This window comes from Streptomyces sp. CB02009, from assembly GCF_001905825.1.
GTDB lineage: Bacteria > Actinomycetota > Actinomycetes > Streptomycetales > Streptomycetaceae > Streptomyces.
In genome coordinates this window covers 547,704-563,257 of record NZ_LIVV01000004.1, presented here as the reverse complement: position 1 = coordinate 563,257, position 15,554 = coordinate 547,704, and the positions used below count along the sequence as shown (strand labels likewise).

The window sequence follows — 15,554 nt, the reverse complement described above, 5'->3', positions numbered from 1 at the left end:
CCACCGACCTTCGCCGGGGGCGCTGTCACGGCTGTGTGATGAGCCTGTGGCCTGCCTGTGAGTGGGCTCCGGCCGGGGACGCGGCGGGCAGCCGGACGGTGAAGACGGTCCGGCCGGGGGCGCTCTCGACGCCCACCTCGCCCCCGTGCGCGCCCACGACCGCCCGGACGATGGCGAGCCCGAGGCCGGTGGATCCGGCGTTGCGGGAGCGGGAGGCGTCGCCGCGGGCGAACCGCTCGAAGACGGAGGGCAGGAGCGCGGCCGGGATGCCGGGCCCGTCGTCCTCGATCCCGACGACCACCGCGCCGGGTTCCGTACCGACCCGGGCGGTGACCTTGGTGCCCGGCGGGGTGTGCGTCCGCGCGTTGGCGAGGAGGTTGACGAGGACCTGCTGGATCCGGGCGCCGTCCGCCCGTACGGGACAGGCGTCGTCCTCGGGCAGTTCGAGGGACCAGTGGTGGTCGGGCCCGGCGGCGCGGGCGTCGCTCACGGCGTCCACGACCAGGGGGACGAGGTCGGTGGGCTCGTACGCGAGGGGGCGGCCGGCGTCCAGCCGGGCGAGCAGCAGCAGGTCCTCGACGAGGCCCGTCATCCGGGTCGCCTCGGACTCGATACGGCCGAGGGCGTGCCGGGTGTCGGGCCCGCACTCCTCGCGGCCGCGCCGGGTCAGCTCCGCGTACCCCCGGATCGAGGCGAGCGGGGTGCGCAGTTCGTGGCTGGCGTCGGCGACGAACTGCCGGACGCGGGTCTCGCTCTGCTGGCGTGCGTCGAGCGCCGAGTGGACGTGGTCGAGCATCCGGTTGAGGGCGGCCCCGACCTGGCCGACCTCGGTCCGCGGATCGGCCTCCGTGTCGGGGACCCGCTGGTGGAGCGCCACCTCACCGCTGTGCAGGGGAAGCCGGGCGACCTGCCGGGCGGTGACGGCGACCCGGTGCAGCGGCCGCAGGGCCACCCGGACGAGCACGGTTCCGGCGAGCGAGGCGGCGAAGAGCCCGGCGCCGGTGACGCTGAGTTCGACGAGGATCAGGGTGGAGAGGGCGTCCTCGACCTCGGTGAGGGGGATGCCGATGAGGAAGGTGCCGAGGCCGCCCTTCGCGTACTCGACCCGGTAGGAACCCAGGCCGCCCGGGAGGTCGACGGTGTGCGGCCGTCCGTCCCGCGGGACGGCGGAGAGCGCGGACTGCTGGGCGGCGTCGAGGCTCTCGACCGGGAACAGCGGCAGGTCCGCGCCGGTCGCCCCGGCCGCCTCCGTCGAGTAGCCGGCCTCGGAGACCGCCCCGTCGATCAGGACCGCACCGAGCGTCCCTATCGGCGCGCCGGGGTCCTTGAGGAAGCCGAGCGGCGGCCTGACCTGCCTCTTCCCGTCCGGGTCGGGCAGGCCGACGCGGTCCGGCGGCCCGGCGGCACGTGTGGACACGCTGCGGAGCGAGTCGTCGGCCTGGTTGTACAGGTACGAGCGGAACGCGATCGTCGTGACCGTGCCGATGACGGCCGCGACGACCGCGATCAGCGCGACAGCCGAGACGACGAGCCGGGTCCGCAGCGACCACGGCCCCCGGATCCGGGACGACGAGGTCCTCGACGACGGAGTCCGGGACGGCCGGGTCGGCCGGGTCGGCCGGGTCTGTGGCCGCCGGCTCCGCGACGATCGGGTCGGCGACGGCCGGTCCCGCTGCCCCGCACCTCTCACCACGGGCCGCTACTCCCCCGGCTTGATGAGGTAGCCCGCCCCGCGCCGGGTGTGGATCATCGGGGCGCGCCCCGCGTCGATCTTCCGCCGCAGGTACGAGATGTAGAGCTCGACGACATTGGCCTGGCCGCCGAAGTCGTACGACCAGACCCGGTCGAGGATCTGCGCCTTGCTGAGCACCCGCCGCGGATTGCGCATCAGATAGCGCAGCAGCTCGAACTCGGTCGCCGTGAGGTGGATGGAGTCCCCGCCCCGGGTGACCTCGTGGCTGTCCTCGTCCAGGGTGAGGTCCCCGACGGCGAGCAGCGACTCGCTGCGCGCGAGGGCCGCCCCCGACCTGCGGATGAGCCCGCGCAGCCGGGCCACCACCTCCTCCAGGCTGAACGGCTTGGTGACGTAGTCGTCGCCGCCGGCCGTGAGCCCGGCGATCCGGTCCTCGACGGCGTCCTTCGCCGTCAGGAACAGCACCGGCACGTCGGGCAGTTCGCGCCGGATCCGGCCGAGCAGGCTCAGGCCGTCGACGTCGGGCAGCATGATGTCGAGGATGACGACGTCGGGCCGGAACTCCCGCGCGGAACGCAGGGCGGTGGCCCCGTCCCCGGCACTGCGCACCTGCCAGCCCTCGTAGCGCAGGGCCATCGAGAGCAGCTCGGCGAGCGAGGCCTCGTCGTCGACGACGAGGACGCGGACGGCGGTTCCGTCGGCACGGAGCAGGTCGGCGCGGGTGCCGGGACGGCGTGTGGTGACGGTCATGGAACCCACACTGTCGGCCGCCGCTGAGAGGCCTCTTGCCCTTTCCTGTGAATTCCCTGAGAAAGGGACGGGAGGCCCTGGCACTGGCCCTCAGGGTTCAGGGTTCAGGGTTTCACGTGAAACAACGCGGCGCCGTTCCCGTACAGGACCGCCCTGAGCCAGTCGTCGCCGAGCCCGAGGCGTTCGAGGGCGTGGAGCTGGTGCGCGTACGGATACGGGATGTTCGGGAAGTCGGAGCCGAGGAGGATCCGGTCACCGACGTCCACGAGCCGCTTGAGCTCCGCCCGGGGGAAGGGCGCGAGCCGCTCGCTGAAGTCGGTGAAGGCCATGGTGGTGTCGAGGTGGACGCCCTCGTACCGCTGGACGAGGTCGAGGAACTCGCCGTACTCGGGCATCCCCATGTGGGCGACGATCACCCGGAGCCGGGGGTGGCGGGCGAGCAGCCGCTCCATGGGCCCGGGTCCGGTGAACCTGCCCGGGGTGGGCCCGGAGCCGCAGTGCACCACGACGGGGGTCCCGGAGTCGGCGAGGGCTCCCCACGCCGGGTCCAGCAGCGTGTCGTTCGGGTCGAAGCCGCCGACCTGGAGGTGCACCTTGAAGACCCGGGCCCCCGCGGCGAGCGCCTCGTGGACGTACCCCTCGACGCCCGGCTCGGGGAAGAAGGTCGCGGTGTGCAGGCAGTCGGGGGTGCGGGAGGCGAAGTCGACGGCCCAGGAGTTCAGCCAGGCGGCCATGCCGGGCTTGTGCGGATAGAGCATCGCGGTGAAGGCGACCGCCCCGAAGCCCCGCAGGAGGGCGAGCCGGCGCTCCTCCTCCTCGCGGTAGGTGATGGGCCACTCCATGCCGGTCAGGGGGCCGACGGCGTCGAAGTAGGCCCAGACCTTGTCGAGGACGTTCTGCGGCATGAAGTGCGTGTGCACGTCGACGAGACCAGGAATGCCCAACCGCCCGAGGAGCACCCGGATGTCCTCGCTCTCGCGGGCCCCGCGGGTCTCTCCACCCGGGTCACTCGGACCACTCACGCCGCTCCGGCTACTCGCGCTCAAAGCTGTAGCTCCGCTCGACCTTGCCGATGTGGACGCTGTAGCTGTCGTACCAGTGCTCCCGCCCGTACGCCTTGGCGGCCCGGTGCTCGGCGTGCACCCGCCAGGCGTCGAGCGACTCCAGGTCCCGGAAGTAGGCGACGGTGATGCCGATGCCGCCCGGCGTACGGGCGGACTCGTGGCCGAGGAAGCCCGGCATCCCGCCGGCGAGCTCGTCCATCCGCGCGGCCGTCTCGGCGTAGCCCTCGGGGTCGTCGGGCCGGATCGAGGTGAAGACAGCGGTGTAGTAGGGCGGTTCGATGTCCGCCACCAGTTTGGGGGTCATGTGATCACCCTCGCCGGGCCGGGGCGGGGATGTCCACGGCCCCCGGGGAAAGGGATCCAAGACTTTACGAAGGGGTCGCGGGCCCTCAGAACAGCTCTCCCTGACTGCTCGGATCGACGGTGGCAACCGCCTCCGACACCGGCGCGGAGAAGGCGTCCTCCTCGCCGGCTCCCTGCAGCACCCACCCGCCCATCAGCCGGGTGTCGAGCGCGAGGCAGCGCCCGCCGGGGTCGAGCAGGTGCAGATCGGGCCCGGCCGCGGCGAGCAGCCGCCCACACACGACACCCCCGTCGACCAGTTCCGTGACCGTGCCCGAGAACGTCGGCAGTCCGTCGAGGGCGAAGGCCGCGGCGTGGTCGTGTGCGGCGAAGTCCAGCGGCTCCAGGGTCTCCGTCCAGCCGCCGACCTCCCGCGCCCGCCCGTACAGTTCCCGGACCTCCAGGGCCCGGCCCGGGGCGGGCGGCAGGGCGTGCCGGGCGGCGCGCTTCCGCTCGTACGCCACCCGGTCGGGAACCCCGAGCGCCTGCCGCAGCACCTCCTCGGTCCGCCGGGCGGCCATCAGCGGGCCCCGCCCGAGCCAGCTGAACGCGACGGCGCCCTGTTCGAGCAGCCGGGCGTCGCCCCGGGCCTCCGCGGTGATCCCGACCTTGGTCATCCCGGGTCCGAACCAGGCCAGGTACACCCGGTACGGCTGCGGATCGTCCAGGAAGGTGTCGGCGGCGACGGAATGGGCCCGGTCGAGCCGCGCGCACGCGCCGCACCGCCCTCCGGTGGACCGGCCGGGCACGACGGCCTCCAGCGGGCAGGGATTCCCCCGCGCCCCCGGGCACCGGCGCTCCCCCGCGGCCCGGAAGGCGAGCCGCTGCCCGTACGCGAGCGCGCTGACCCTCCCGCCCTGCCACCGCAGTCCGGGCACGCCTCCGCTCCAGGTGATCCCCCGACACCGCCACTCCACGCCCGCGCCTCCCTGTGCTCCCCGGATGTCCAGTCTCCGCCACATCCACTGCCGGTCCCCTACCCCGGGCCCGCGGGTCGACCCTCCCGGCGCCTTCGGCCCGACCGGCCGGATCGTCGTCGTGACGGCTCAGGGCAGGACGTAGATCCGCGCCCCGTCGGCGTCGGGTCCGCCGACCTCCCGGATGCACCCGCGGTCGACGAGGAGCCGCACGCACTCCCGGACCCGGTCGGCGGAGAGACCGGTGCGCCGGGTGACGTCCTGGGCCCGGTGGCGGACGCCGCCGCGGAGCAGGGCGGGGGCGAGGCAGCTCGCGACCGTGTGCGTGTCCCCGGTGACCGTCCAGGACTCGACGAGCTGCTGCGGGGTGAGCGCGACGACGGCGCCGGCGCGCTGGCGGGGCACGGCGAGCCGTTCAAGGGAGTCGGCGACCCTTGAGAGGCTCCGCCGGGTCTCGCGGAGCAGCTCCGCGTACTCGGTGTGCTCGGTGTACGCGACGGCCCGCTCGTCGAACTGCCCGTCGAGCCGGACGAGGACGTCGACGAGCTCGGGCGGCAGCACGAACACGCCCTGCACGGGGGAGGGTTCGAGCCCGTACCCCCCGTACCGCTGAACCGCCGCTATGACCTCGGCCGTCCACGCCCGGAACGGCCCGGCCTCCGGTCTCCGGCAGGCCCCGACGAGCTGCACGAGCCCCTGCAGGCTCACCATCCGCGTCGACGCCCTGATCCCGCTCCGGCCGGAGAACTCCTCGCCCCCGGCGAGCTCCCGCGCGGACGCCAGGCAGGTCCCGGGCAGCGCCACCGTCCGCAACGCCTCCCGGCTCCCCGCGTACCCCAGCTGCTTGGCCACGTCCACGACGGGGAACCAGTGGGTCCCGTCGTACGCGGTCAGCCGGCGCAGGGGCGCTCCGGTGGCGGCGTACACCACGTCATCGATGTCGATCGCGTCCATCGATCATCACCTCCGCCTCGCAAGCTAGGACGAAGGCATATTCAACTGACATGCAAATCAGACAGGTTCACCCAAAAGGGGAGGGATTCCCGGGTATACCCCCCGAAATCCCTCCCCCCGCATCTACGAAGGCGCCGCGTCGCCTAGCGGGCGACGAACTGCGTGAGGATCGCCTGGACCTCGTAGATGTCGACGCCCTTGGTGAAGGTCTTCTGGACCGGCAGCTGGCTGCCGGAGATCCAGATCTTCAGCTCGGCATCCAGATCGAAGGTGCCGGCGGTCTCGACCGCGAAGTGCGTGATGCTCTTGTACGGGATCGAGTGGTACTCGACCTTCTTGCCGGTGATGCCCTGCTTGTCGACCAGCACGAGCCGCCGGTCGGTGAAGAAGATGGTGTCGCGGATCAGCAGGTACGCGGCGTGCACCTGCTCCCCCTGCCCGAGCAGCCGCGCGTAGTCCTGCTGCGCCTGCGCCGGATCAATCGCGTGCGCGTTCCCGAAGAGCGCCATGCCCCAACCCCCACATAGAAGAGAAAAGAACGATCATCCGACCCTAACCCCCCACCCCCACAACGCCGAAGGCCCCGGACTCTCGTCCGGGGCCTTCGATCCACTGTGCACTCGGCAGGATTCGAACCTGCAACCTTCTGATCCGTAGTCAGATGCTCTATCCGTTAAGCTACGAGTGCTTGTTCTTTTGTCTTGCCTCCGCTCCCCGGTCTTTCGACCCGCTCGCGGCGACAGACAGAACATTACATGACTGCCGCCGCCATGTGAAATCCATTGGCCTCACCCCTTGTGACCTGCGGAAACACCGCACGGGGCATCGGTGCGCCCGGATCGCGGGCGGAGCTGGTGCGGTGATCTCCGGGCCGGAAACGGCCGAAGCCCCGGCCTGTGGGGCCGGGGCTTCGGTAGGGGCGGAGGCGGAGGGATTTGAACCCTCGATGGGCTTTAAGACCCAAACCGCATTAGCAGTGCGGCGCCATAGACCGGACTAGGCGACGCCTCCATGCACCCCGCGCGGACGCGAGTGGTGCGTGCAGATGATGACACAGGCGAACCGGCTGTCACCAATCGATTCTCACCGTACTAGCCCTCCGGGGTCGAGGGCAAAGCCCAGCGGCCCCGACGTGGCGCCCGACGCAGCGCCCGCCGGGGCCGTCCGAGGCACCGGCCGGGCGGCGGACTCGGCGCGGACTCGGCGCCGGCTCCCTCCCGCCGCCCCGCCCGCACCCCCGCCCTTTCCGTGCCCGCCGCCCGGCCGGCGCACCCCGGTTGCGCAACGCCCCGGCTCCCGGAGCGTTAGACGGGGCGGGAGCACCTCGTGCGCCCGCGTCCTTCCGTGCACCGCCGCTCCCCGTCCGCCCGCTCCTGGAGATCCGCATGCTGCGCCGCCTCGTCCTCGCGTCCCTCGCCACCGCCGCCGCAGGCACCGCCGGGCTCGGCCCGCTTCCGCCGCTGCCCCTGCTCGCGCCGCCGCCCGCCGAGCGGCTCACCGTGGCCGTCTCCGAGAGCGGGCATCCGGACGCCGACGGCACCTTCGAGCTCAGGTGCGACGACCGGGCCGCCGGGAACCACCCGGCGCGCGAGAACGCCTGCGAGCGCCTCGACCGGCTCGCGAAGGAGGGCGCGAACCCCTTCGCGCCCGTGCCCGCGGACCAGCTCTGCACCCAGGTGTACGGCGGCCCCGCCCTCGCCCACGTCACCGGCACCTGGCAGGGCCGCACGGTCGACGCCCGCTTCTCCCGCGCCAACGGCTGTGAGATCAACCGCTGGGAGAATCTGGAGCCGGTCCTTCCTCTTGTCCGGGGATGAGACGGGATGGGAGGGATGAGACCGGGGTCCCCCACCGGAGGCTCCCTTAGACTCCCTTCCGTGACAGGGTGCGGCCCGAGGGGCAAGATGGGGCCGGCCGGCCGATAGGGCATGCACGTTGCAGTGCGTCAGGGAGGAACGTCGTCGTGAGCAGCAGGCCATCCCGGGGCGCTGCTCGCCTCGCAGCCATACTCGACGCCCTCCCCGACGGCCTCGTGCTCGTCAACTGCAACGGCACGGTCGTCAACGCCAACACCATCGCCCTCGGCATGTTCGAGACCCCGGGCACCGCACTCGTCGGACGCGGCCTGCTCGATCTCCTGCCCGGCTTCGACTCCCGCCTCATCCCCGGCTCCATGCGCCGCCCCGAGGGCACCGACGAGCGCGGCCGCACCAAGCCGACCCGGATGATCGCCCGCCGCACCGACGGCAGCGAGTTCGCCGTCGAGGTGACGAGCGCCAGCCTGGAGGACGGCCGCGAGGCCTACGACTCGTATGGCGGCTACACCGGCGACGAGCTGCTCATGCTGGTCGTCCGGGACCTCACCGGCACCCTCGACACCGAGGCCGAACTCGCCCGCTCGCAGCGGCAGACCGAGATGATCCTGCGCGCCGCGGCCGAGGGCGTCGTCGGCACGGACACCGACGGCCGCGTCGTCCTCGTGAACCCGGCCGCCGCCCAGATCCTCGGCTACCGCGCCGGTGAACTCGGCGGCCAGGAGCTGCACCCGCTGATCCTGGCCAAGCGCCCCGACGGCGAGCCCTTCCCGTACGAGGAATCGCCGCTCGCCGACACCCTCAAGTCCGGCCGCAAGCACCGCGTCCGCGGGCAGGTCCTGTGGGCCAAGAAGGGCGACCGCGTACCGGTCGACCTGACGACCGCCCCGGTCCGCGACGGCGACCAGCTCGTCGGCGCGGTCATGACCTTCACCGACCGCAGGCCGTACGAGCAGCTCGTCGAGGAACACGCCGCCGAGATCAAGGACCTCACCGAGCGGAACACCGCCGAACTCGCCGACCGCGCCGAGCGGAACGCCGCCGACCGGGAGGCCCAGCAGGAGCGGTACGCCTCCCTCGCCGCCCGGCACGAGCAGCTCACGGCCGTCCTCGCCGAGTCCCTGCGCGGCCCCCTCCAGGAGCTGCGCACCCAGCTGGGCGCCCTCGCCGCGGACGACGCCGGACAGCTCTGGCCCGAGGCCAACCAGGTCCTGCACCACCTCGCCGCCGGGTACGCCCGGATGACGGCGCTCGTCGACAACGTCCTGGGCTACCAGCGCCTGGACGCCGGCGCGGAGACCCTGGACAAGCGCGTCGCGCTCCTCGACGGGGTCGTGACGGCCGGCATCGACGGCGCCGTCGACCTGATCGGACCCGGCCGGGCCCAGTTCGCCGTGCACGCGCCGCCCATCGAGGCCGAGGTCGACGCGGCCCGCCTCACGACCGCGCTCGCGCACCTCGTCGCGGACGTCGCCGGCGTCGACGCGACCGGCAAGAACCGCGCCACCGCCCAGGGATCCGGGCCGGCCGACTCCACGATCGTCGTCGCGGCCGCACAGCGCGGTGACGTCGTACGGATCGAGGTCCGCGGCCCGTACGCCGGCGGCGACCCGGTCCACGGCCCGGTCGTCCGCGGCATCGTGGCGGCGCACGGCGGTGTCGTCCAGACGCACGAGGTGCCGGGGACGACCGGCGGCGCGTACGTCCTCGAAGTCCCGGTCGGTACGGGGCGGGGCACGGTCCCCGCGGCGGCGACGGGCCGTGAGGGCGGATCGGGCGGCGCGCCGGCCGGCACGCCCGCACTCGGCCCGGTCGGCGGGTCGAGCGGCGGGCCCGCACTCGGACCGGTCGGTGGGCCGGGCAGTGGGCCGGGCGGCGGCGGTCGGGAGGCGCTCGCGCTGCCCGCGCAGGCTTCCGCGCCCGTACCGGTGCCTTCCGGTTCCTCGGCGGCCTCTTCGGGTTCCTCGGCCGCTTCGGGTGCTTCGGCTCCCGCGGGGTCTTCTTCGGCCGCCTCCGGTGCGTCGGCTCCCGACGGTTCCGCCGGCGACTCCGCTCCTTCCGCTGCTCTCGCGCTCGCCCCCGGGTCCTCGGCCCCGGATGGCCCGGAGCCCTCGGAGGCCCCCGGCGGGGGACGGCGACGCGCCCGACGCAGCTCCACGGACGCCTTCCTCGAGAGCTCGCTCGCGCCCGAGGGCGGTGCCGAGCCCAGCGGGCGTCGCCGTGCCCGTACGGCGGAGGCCACCGGCGGACCCGCCGAACTGATCCCGGCCCAGCAGAACTCGGGCGGGCAGCAGGCCCTTCCAGCCGCCGGTTCGGCCCCGGGCGCCCCCGGCGTCTCCGTCGTCGAGCCGACCGGACGCCGACGCGGCCGGCCCGCCGAGGGGTCCGTCGTGACCGCCGCCGAGGGCGCGCAGGGGCGGGCCGCACTCGGCGCCGCGGTGCCGCCGCAGGGCGTCGCCGTCGAGCCCTCGGGTGCGCCGTCGGCCACCGCGCTCGCCCGCGCCCTGCCGGCCGTGGCCTCCGCCGAGGTCGCGTCCGAGCCTCAGCCCAGCGGGCGCCGTCGGCGCGCGCTCGCCGCCGCGCAGGAGCGGGCGGCGGCGGCCGATGCCGGGCCCCGGACGCCGTTCGCGCTCCCGCCCGCCGACGCCGACCGTCCCGCCGAGCCGGAGGCGGCGCCGTTCGCCGGACCGGGCGCCCCCGTTCCCGTCGCCGGGCCGCTGCCGGTCTCCGACGAGGGGCAGCACGAGGCCGTACGGGGTGTCCCCGGCGCCGAGCACACGTCAGCGCAGCACGCTCCGTCGGCCGAGCCGACCGGACGTCGCCGGGCCGTCGCGTCCCCGCCGCCCGAGCCGGAGCCGCTGCCGCCCCTGCCGTCGCTGCAGCCCCTGCCGCAGGCCCAGGACTCGGCCCCGTCCGCGCCCGCCGCGCAGGCCGGGCCCCGGGGCACCACCAGCTCCGGATCCGGCACCGGTTCGTCCGGGACCGGGCCGACCGGCAACGGGCCGACCGGCAACGGCACCGGTTCCGTACCGCTGCCGCCCGAGCTGCCCATGCCGAAGGACTCGACCCAGGGGCGGGCGTTCAGCGTGCGCACCCTCGGGCAGGGCGTGCCGTTCGTCCCGCCGCCCGCCGCGCCGGGCCAGGCGGCCCCCGCCGTCACTCCCGCCCCCGAAGCCCCTGCGACACCCGGCGTGCCCACCCACGGCGCCGGTGGCACGGGCGGCTCCAACGGCTCCGGGCGGCGGCGCAGGCTCGCCACCCCGCCGGAGGCCGATCCGCCGGTCCCGGCGGCACTCCCCGTACCGGCGCACGGCGATGCCAGGCCGCACCCGCAGGCGGACACCCCGGCGCAGACGCCGTCCCGCGCGCCCGAGGGCCGTGCGTACGCCATAGGAGCACCCGCCGAGGGCTCCGACGAGGGCCCCGAGCCGCTCGACGGCCCCGGTGGCGCCGTCGAGGTCGCCAACCGGCCCGCGCCGCGGCCCGTCGACGACGAACTCCCCCCGGAGCCCCTCGACAACCCGCGCCGGCTGCTCGTCTGGCCCGCCCCCGACGTCTCCACCCAGCAGGCGCTGAGCGACCGGGGCTACCGGCCGGTGATCGTGCACTCCCGCGAAGAGGTCGACGCCCAGATCGCCGCCTTCCCGGCCGCGCTCTTCGTCGACCCGCTGACCGGGCCCATCACCCGTACCGCGCTCCAGTCGCTGCGTCAGGCGGCCGTCGCCGCCGAGGTGCCCGTGCTCCTCGCGGCCGGGCTCGGACAGGCGACCCGGGAAGCGGCGTACGGCGCCGACCCGGCCGTGCTCCTCAAGGCGCTCGCCCCGCGCGACAGCGAACAGCACCCGTCCCGCGTCCTCCTGATCGAGGAGAACGAGGACATCTCGGAGGCGCTCGCGGCCACCCTGGAGCGGCGCGGCATGCAGGTCGCGCGGGCGGCCACGGACACCGAGGCGGTCACCCTCGCCACCCAGACGCGGCCCAACCTGGTGGTGATGGACCTGATGCAGGTACGCCGCCGCCGGGCCGGGATCATCGACTGGCTGCGGGCGAACGGGCAGCTCAACCGCACTCCGCTCGTCGTCTACACCTCCGCCGACATCGCCGAGGAGGAGCTGCCGAAGCTGTCCTCCGGCGAGACGGTCCTCTTCCTCGCCGAGCGCTCGAACAGCGCCGAGGTCCAGGCGCGGATCGTCGACCTGCTCGCGAAGATCGGCACCAACTAGCCGGTCGCGGACGCGCGCACGCGGAAACGGGTGCGAGACCGGGTGCGGGGAGGGCTTCGTCGAAGCCCTCCCCGCACCCGTCCCGCCGGGTCCGTCCCCGCGCCCGGGGCCGGACCCGGTACGAGATCCGTGACTACAGCTCCGTCACGTCCAGCTCGCCCTGCGCGTACTGCCGGCGGATGACCTTCTTGTCGAACTTGCCGACGCTCGTCTTCGGCACCGCCGGCACGATCGCCCAGCGCTCCGGGAGCTGCCACTTGGCGATGCCGCCCTCGTCCGCGAGGAAGGCCTTCAGCGTCTCGTAGTCCGCCGTGGCACCGTCCTTGAGGACGACGGTCGCCAGCGGGCGCTCGCCCCACTTCTCGTCCGGCACGGCGACGACGGCGGCCTCGGCGACCTCCGGGTGCGCCATGATCGCGTTCTCCAGCTCGACGCTGGAGATCCACTCGCCACCGGACTTGATGACGTCCTTGGCGCGGTCGGTGAGGGTGAGGAAGCCGTCCGGGCTGATCACGCCGACGTCACCGGTCTTCAGCCAGCCGTCCTCGCTGAACTTGTCCGCCGGGCGGATGGCCTCGCCGTCGACGCCGCCGAAGTACGAGCCCGCGATCCAGGTGCCGCGCACCTCCAGCTCACCGGCGGACTCGCCGTCCCAGGGCAGGTGTTCGCCGGCCGGGCCGACCAGGCGGGCCTCGACGCCGGCCGGGAAGCGGCCCTGCGTGACGCGGTACGGCCACTCCTCCTCGGCCGTGAGGCCGTGCGGCGGGTGGGCCATCGTGCCCAGCGGGGAGGTCTCGGTCATGCCCCAGGCGTGGCAGAGGCGGACGCCGAGCCGGTCGTACGCCTCCATGAGCGCGGGCGGACAGGCCGCGCCGCCGATGGTGACCTGGGACATCGAGGAGAGGTCGCGGGGGTTCGCGGTGACCTCGGCGAGCAGGCCCTGCCAGATGGTGGGGACCGCGGCCGCGTGGGTCGGCCTCTCGCGCTCGATCATGTCGGCGAGCGGGGCCGGCTGGAGGAAGCGGTCCGGCATGAGCATGTTGATGCCGGTCATGAAGGTGGCGTGCGGCAGGCCCCAGGCGTTGACGTGGAACTGCGGGACGACGACCAGGGTCGTGTCCCGGTCGGTGAGGCCCATCGACTCGGCCATGTTCACCTGCATCGAGTGCAGGTAGATCGAACGGTGCGAGTAGACGACGCCCTTGGGGTCGCCGGTGGTGCCGGAGGTGTAGCACATGGCGGCGGCCGAACGCTCGTCAAGGTCGGGCCAGTCGTACGTGGTCGGACGGCCCGCGATCAGCTCCTCGTAGTCGTGCACGCGGGGGGCCGCGCCGTCCAGGACGGAACGGTCGCCGGGGCCCGCGACCACGATGTGCTCGATCGTCGGCAGGTGCGGCAGCAGCGGGGCGAGGAGGGGGAGCAGGGAGCCGTTCACGAGGACGACCCGGTCGGCGGCGTGGTTGACGATCCACACCAGCTGCTCGGGGGGAAGACGCAGGTTGAGGGTGTGCAGGACCGCGCCCATGGAGGGGATCGCGAAGTACGCCTCGACGTGCTCCGAGTTGTTCCACATGAGGGTCGCGACCCGCTGGTCTCCGGTGACCCCGAGTTCGTCGCGCAGGGCGTTGGCCAGCTGGTGCGCGCGTGCTCCGGCCTCCGCGAACGTGCGGCGCTGCGGCTCGGGCTCGCCGGTCCAGGTGGTGATGATCGACTTTCCGTGAATCGTCATTCCGTGCTGAAGAATGCGGCTCACGGTCAGCTGTACGTCCTGCATGGTGCTGTACACGGGGCGTCCTCCCGGTGGGCGCTACGTGGCAGAAAGGGTGTGGCGATTCTGCGCACGTACCGCGCGGTATGTCACTACCCGAGAGTACGGAAAATGCCAGTGATCACTGGCACGAGTGGCCCGCTGCGGCGATTGCGGCGGTTTTGTCCCGCTTGCAGGCTGGTTGGTCGGCGCTGGGTGCTGGGAGCTCATGTGCTCAGGGCTCGGTGCCCAGGGCTCGGTGCTCGGTGCTCGGTGCTCGGCTTCCTAGCGGACGGGGGTCAGTTCCGGGTCCTCGCGGAGCTTGCCGAGTGCCCTCGACACCGCGCTCTTCACGGTGCCGACGGACACTCCCAGGACCTCGGCGGTCTGGGCCTCGCTGAGGTCCTCGTAGTACCTGAGGACCACCATCTGGCGCTGGCGCTCGGGCAGCTTCAGCACCGCGCGCCACATCGCGTCGTGCAGCACCTGACGCTCGGCCGGGTCCGGCTCCGGAACGCCGGAGGGCTCCGGCAGCTCGTCGCAGGCGAACTCGTCGACCTTGCGCTTGCGCCACTGCGACGTGCGGGTGTTCAGCAGCGCGCGGCGGACGTAGCCGTCCAGGGCGCGGTGGTCCTCGATGCGCTCCCAGGCGACGAACGTCTTGGCCAGCGCGGTCTGCAGCAGGTCCTCGGCGTCGCAGGGGTTGGCGGTCAGGGAGCGCGCGGTGCGCAGGAGCACGGGCCCACGCGCCCGTACGTACGACGAGAAGGTCGAGTACGACGCGTACTGCGAGGCACCGGCGCAGACGGGGCCAGAGGGTGGCGGAGTCATGACTCCACGCTAGGAGGGGAGGGGTACCCGGCGGATCGGCCCCAGGTCCCGACCCTCAGTCCGCCTCAGGTTGTAGGGGTGGGGACGGCCCGACCTCCTCTGGGTGGAGAGCCCTCGGGGCGGCCTCAGGGTCGGACCGCGTCCGGAAGCCGGGCCTCATCGGCGGTCCCGCCCCCGCGAACCGCCGCGGGGACGACCCGGGCGACCGGCGCGTCCATCGCGTTCCGGTCGATGGCGACGCGGCGGCCGCCGTACGTCTCGCTGACATTGCCCGCGTACTGGTGGATCCGTGCGTGCGGCGTCCAGGCCTCCGGCTGCAGCACCGACTCGGTGTACAGCGCGGGCCGCCCCAGCCAGCGCGCGAACCACATCACGGCCGGCAGGTCCTTCGTCCCCGCCCGCCGCGCGGCCTCGATGTGCTGCACGCCCGTGTCCGCGCTGCTGTAGTACCCGGGCACATAGCCGAGGCGCGTCACCTCCCGGTTCCAGGCGCGGACGAAGGAGAGGGTGGTCGCGGCGCACCCCGCGTCGCCCGGGTCGTACGCCTCGATGTCAAGGTAGAGCGGACTGCTCACGTCCAGCCCGAGAGCCTGCGCGGCCCGTACCGCGTCGCCTCCCTCCCGGGTGCCCTGGCTCACGGGGCTGCTGCCGATGGCGAACGGCCGCTTCGCGGCGGCGTACACACACGGCGCCTGCGACCCCACGAACAGCGGCAGCAGCCGCCAGCCCATGGCATCGACGGAGGTGACCCAGGCGGGGGTCAGCTCCCGCTGGGTGGGGCAGCCGCGCCCCCGCCCGCCGAAGTAGATCCCGACGGCCCCGTACGGCGAACTGCGCCAGGCCCTCATCACGTCGAGGGACGGCGCCTCACAGGTGTCGAAGGCCTGCCCGACGTAGTGCACGAGCGCGGGGGCGGCGGCGGCTCCGCCGGGTGCGGAGCTCGGGTCGTCGGGGTCGAGGGAAGCGGTGTCGCGGGAAGCGGTGTCGCGGGCGAGGGGACCGGCGGCGGGAGCCGCAGGGGCGGCACGGTCGGGAGCGCCGGCGGGTGCGGGGGCGCCGGCCAGCGCCGCCCCCGCCAGCGCCGCGACGACGGCCGCGACCATGATCCGCAGCCGCGCCCTGCGCCAGGAACGCGTGCGGGCCCGGGCCCGCCCCCCGGGAGGCGGCGCGGACGGCGGGTGCGCCGTCGGCCGAGCCGGGGGCGGGGGCGGGGCGGAGG

At 73.9% G+C, this 15,554-nt stretch carries 13 protein-coding genes and 2 tRNA genes; 3 read left to right on the top strand and 12 right to left on the bottom strand.

Annotated elements, in window-relative coordinates:
* Positions 1 to 25: 25 nt before the first annotated feature.
* Positions 26 to 1,510: a sensor histidine kinase gene (locus tag AMK27_RS18890; protein WP_241847549.1), complete on the bottom strand. Its 1,485-nt coding sequence runs from the start codon at positions 1,508 to 1,510 to the stop codon at positions 26 to 28.
* Between AMK27_RS18890 and AMK27_RS43735 the strand changes: the two genes are divergently transcribed.
* Positions 1,410 to 1,724, top strand: a complete 315-nt coding sequence (locus tag AMK27_RS43735) for a hypothetical protein (RefSeq protein WP_241847553.1) — start codon at positions 1,410 to 1,412, stop codon at positions 1,722 to 1,724. The two genes, AMK27_RS18890 and AMK27_RS43735, sit on opposite strands and share 101 nt — an antisense overlap.
* Here the strand turns inward: AMK27_RS43735 and AMK27_RS18885 are convergent.
* The 8 genes from AMK27_RS18885 to AMK27_RS18850 all read right to left on the bottom strand — a co-directional run bounded on the left by AMK27_RS18885 (position 1,700) and on the right by AMK27_RS18850 (position 6,731).
* On the bottom strand, positions 1,700 to 2,443 hold the full coding sequence (locus tag AMK27_RS18885) for a response regulator transcription factor (protein WP_241847539.1): 744 nt from the start codon (positions 2,441 to 2,443) through the stop codon (positions 1,700 to 1,702). The genes AMK27_RS43735 and AMK27_RS18885 overlap by 25 nt on opposite strands.
* A 104-nt stretch (positions 2,444 to 2,547) precedes the next feature.
* A complete protein-coding gene (locus AMK27_RS18880) occupies positions 2,548 to 3,408 on the bottom strand; it encodes an amidohydrolase family protein (protein WP_079188523.1) in 861 nt (286 codons plus the stop codon).
* 67 nt (positions 3,409 to 3,475) lie between these two features.
* A complete protein-coding gene (locus AMK27_RS18875) occupies positions 3,476 to 3,811 on the bottom strand; it encodes an antibiotic biosynthesis monooxygenase family protein (protein WP_073908989.1) in 336 nt (111 codons plus the stop codon).
* Between the two features lie 85 nt (positions 3,812 to 3,896).
* Positions 3,897 to 4,811 (bottom strand): DUF2797 domain-containing protein, encoded by a 915-nt coding sequence (locus tag AMK27_RS18870; protein ID WP_079188502.1) that lies wholly within the window; start codon positions 4,809 to 4,811, stop codon positions 3,897 to 3,899.
* An 84-nt stretch (positions 4,812 to 4,895) separates the two neighbouring features.
* Positions 4,896 to 5,720, bottom strand: a complete 825-nt coding sequence (locus tag AMK27_RS18865; RefSeq protein WP_073908980.1) for a BRO family protein — start codon at positions 5,718 to 5,720, stop codon at positions 4,896 to 4,898.
* A gap of 143 nt (positions 5,721 to 5,863) precedes the next feature.
* Positions 5,864 to 6,229 (bottom strand): PH domain-containing protein, encoded by a 366-nt coding sequence (locus AMK27_RS18860; RefSeq protein ID WP_030318096.1) that lies wholly within the window; start codon positions 6,227 to 6,229, stop codon positions 5,864 to 5,866.
* 106 nt (positions 6,230 to 6,335) lie between these two features.
* A tRNA-Arg gene (locus tag AMK27_RS18855) sits at positions 6,336 to 6,408 on the bottom strand.
* A 232-nt stretch (positions 6,409 to 6,640) separates the two neighbouring features.
* Positions 6,641 to 6,731: transfer RNA gene (locus tag AMK27_RS18850), tRNA-Ser, on the bottom strand.
* Positions 6,732 to 7,105: 374 nt separating this feature from the next.
* Here AMK27_RS18850 and AMK27_RS18845 point away from each other — a divergent pair.
* The gene (locus tag AMK27_RS18845) at positions 7,106 to 7,537 is read left to right on the top strand and encodes an SSI family serine proteinase inhibitor (protein WP_073908977.1); all 432 of its coding nucleotides are present in this window, start codon (positions 7,106 to 7,108) and stop codon (positions 7,535 to 7,537) included.
* 146 nt (positions 7,538 to 7,683) lie between these two features.
* Entirely contained in the window at positions 7,684 to 11,757 is a 4,074-nt protein-coding gene (locus tag AMK27_RS18840) for a PAS domain-containing protein (RefSeq protein WP_073908974.1), read from the top strand.
* Between the two features lie 133 nt (positions 11,758 to 11,890).
* On the opposite strand, the gene AMK27_RS18835 is transcribed toward AMK27_RS18840, so the two are convergent.
* From AMK27_RS18835 to AMK27_RS18825, 3 genes are all read right to left on the bottom strand, one after another.
* Positions 11,891 to 13,543 carry a long-chain fatty acid--CoA ligase gene (locus tag AMK27_RS18835; protein WP_073908970.1) on the bottom strand — a complete coding sequence of 551 codons (1,653 nt, stop codon included), beginning with the start codon at positions 13,541 to 13,543 and terminating at the stop codon, positions 11,891 to 11,893.
* Between the two features lie 246 nt (positions 13,544 to 13,789).
* Positions 13,790 to 14,335: a SigE family RNA polymerase sigma factor gene (locus AMK27_RS18830; RefSeq protein ID WP_073908966.1), complete on the bottom strand. Its 546-nt coding sequence runs from the start codon at positions 14,333 to 14,335 to the stop codon at positions 13,790 to 13,792.
* A 125-nt stretch (positions 14,336 to 14,460) separates the two neighbouring features.
* On the bottom strand, positions 14,461 to 15,438 hold the full coding sequence (locus tag AMK27_RS18825) for a DUF1906 domain-containing protein (protein WP_241847538.1): 978 nt from the start codon (positions 15,436 to 15,438) through the stop codon (positions 14,461 to 14,463).
* Positions 15,439 to 15,554: the final 116 nt, after the last annotated feature.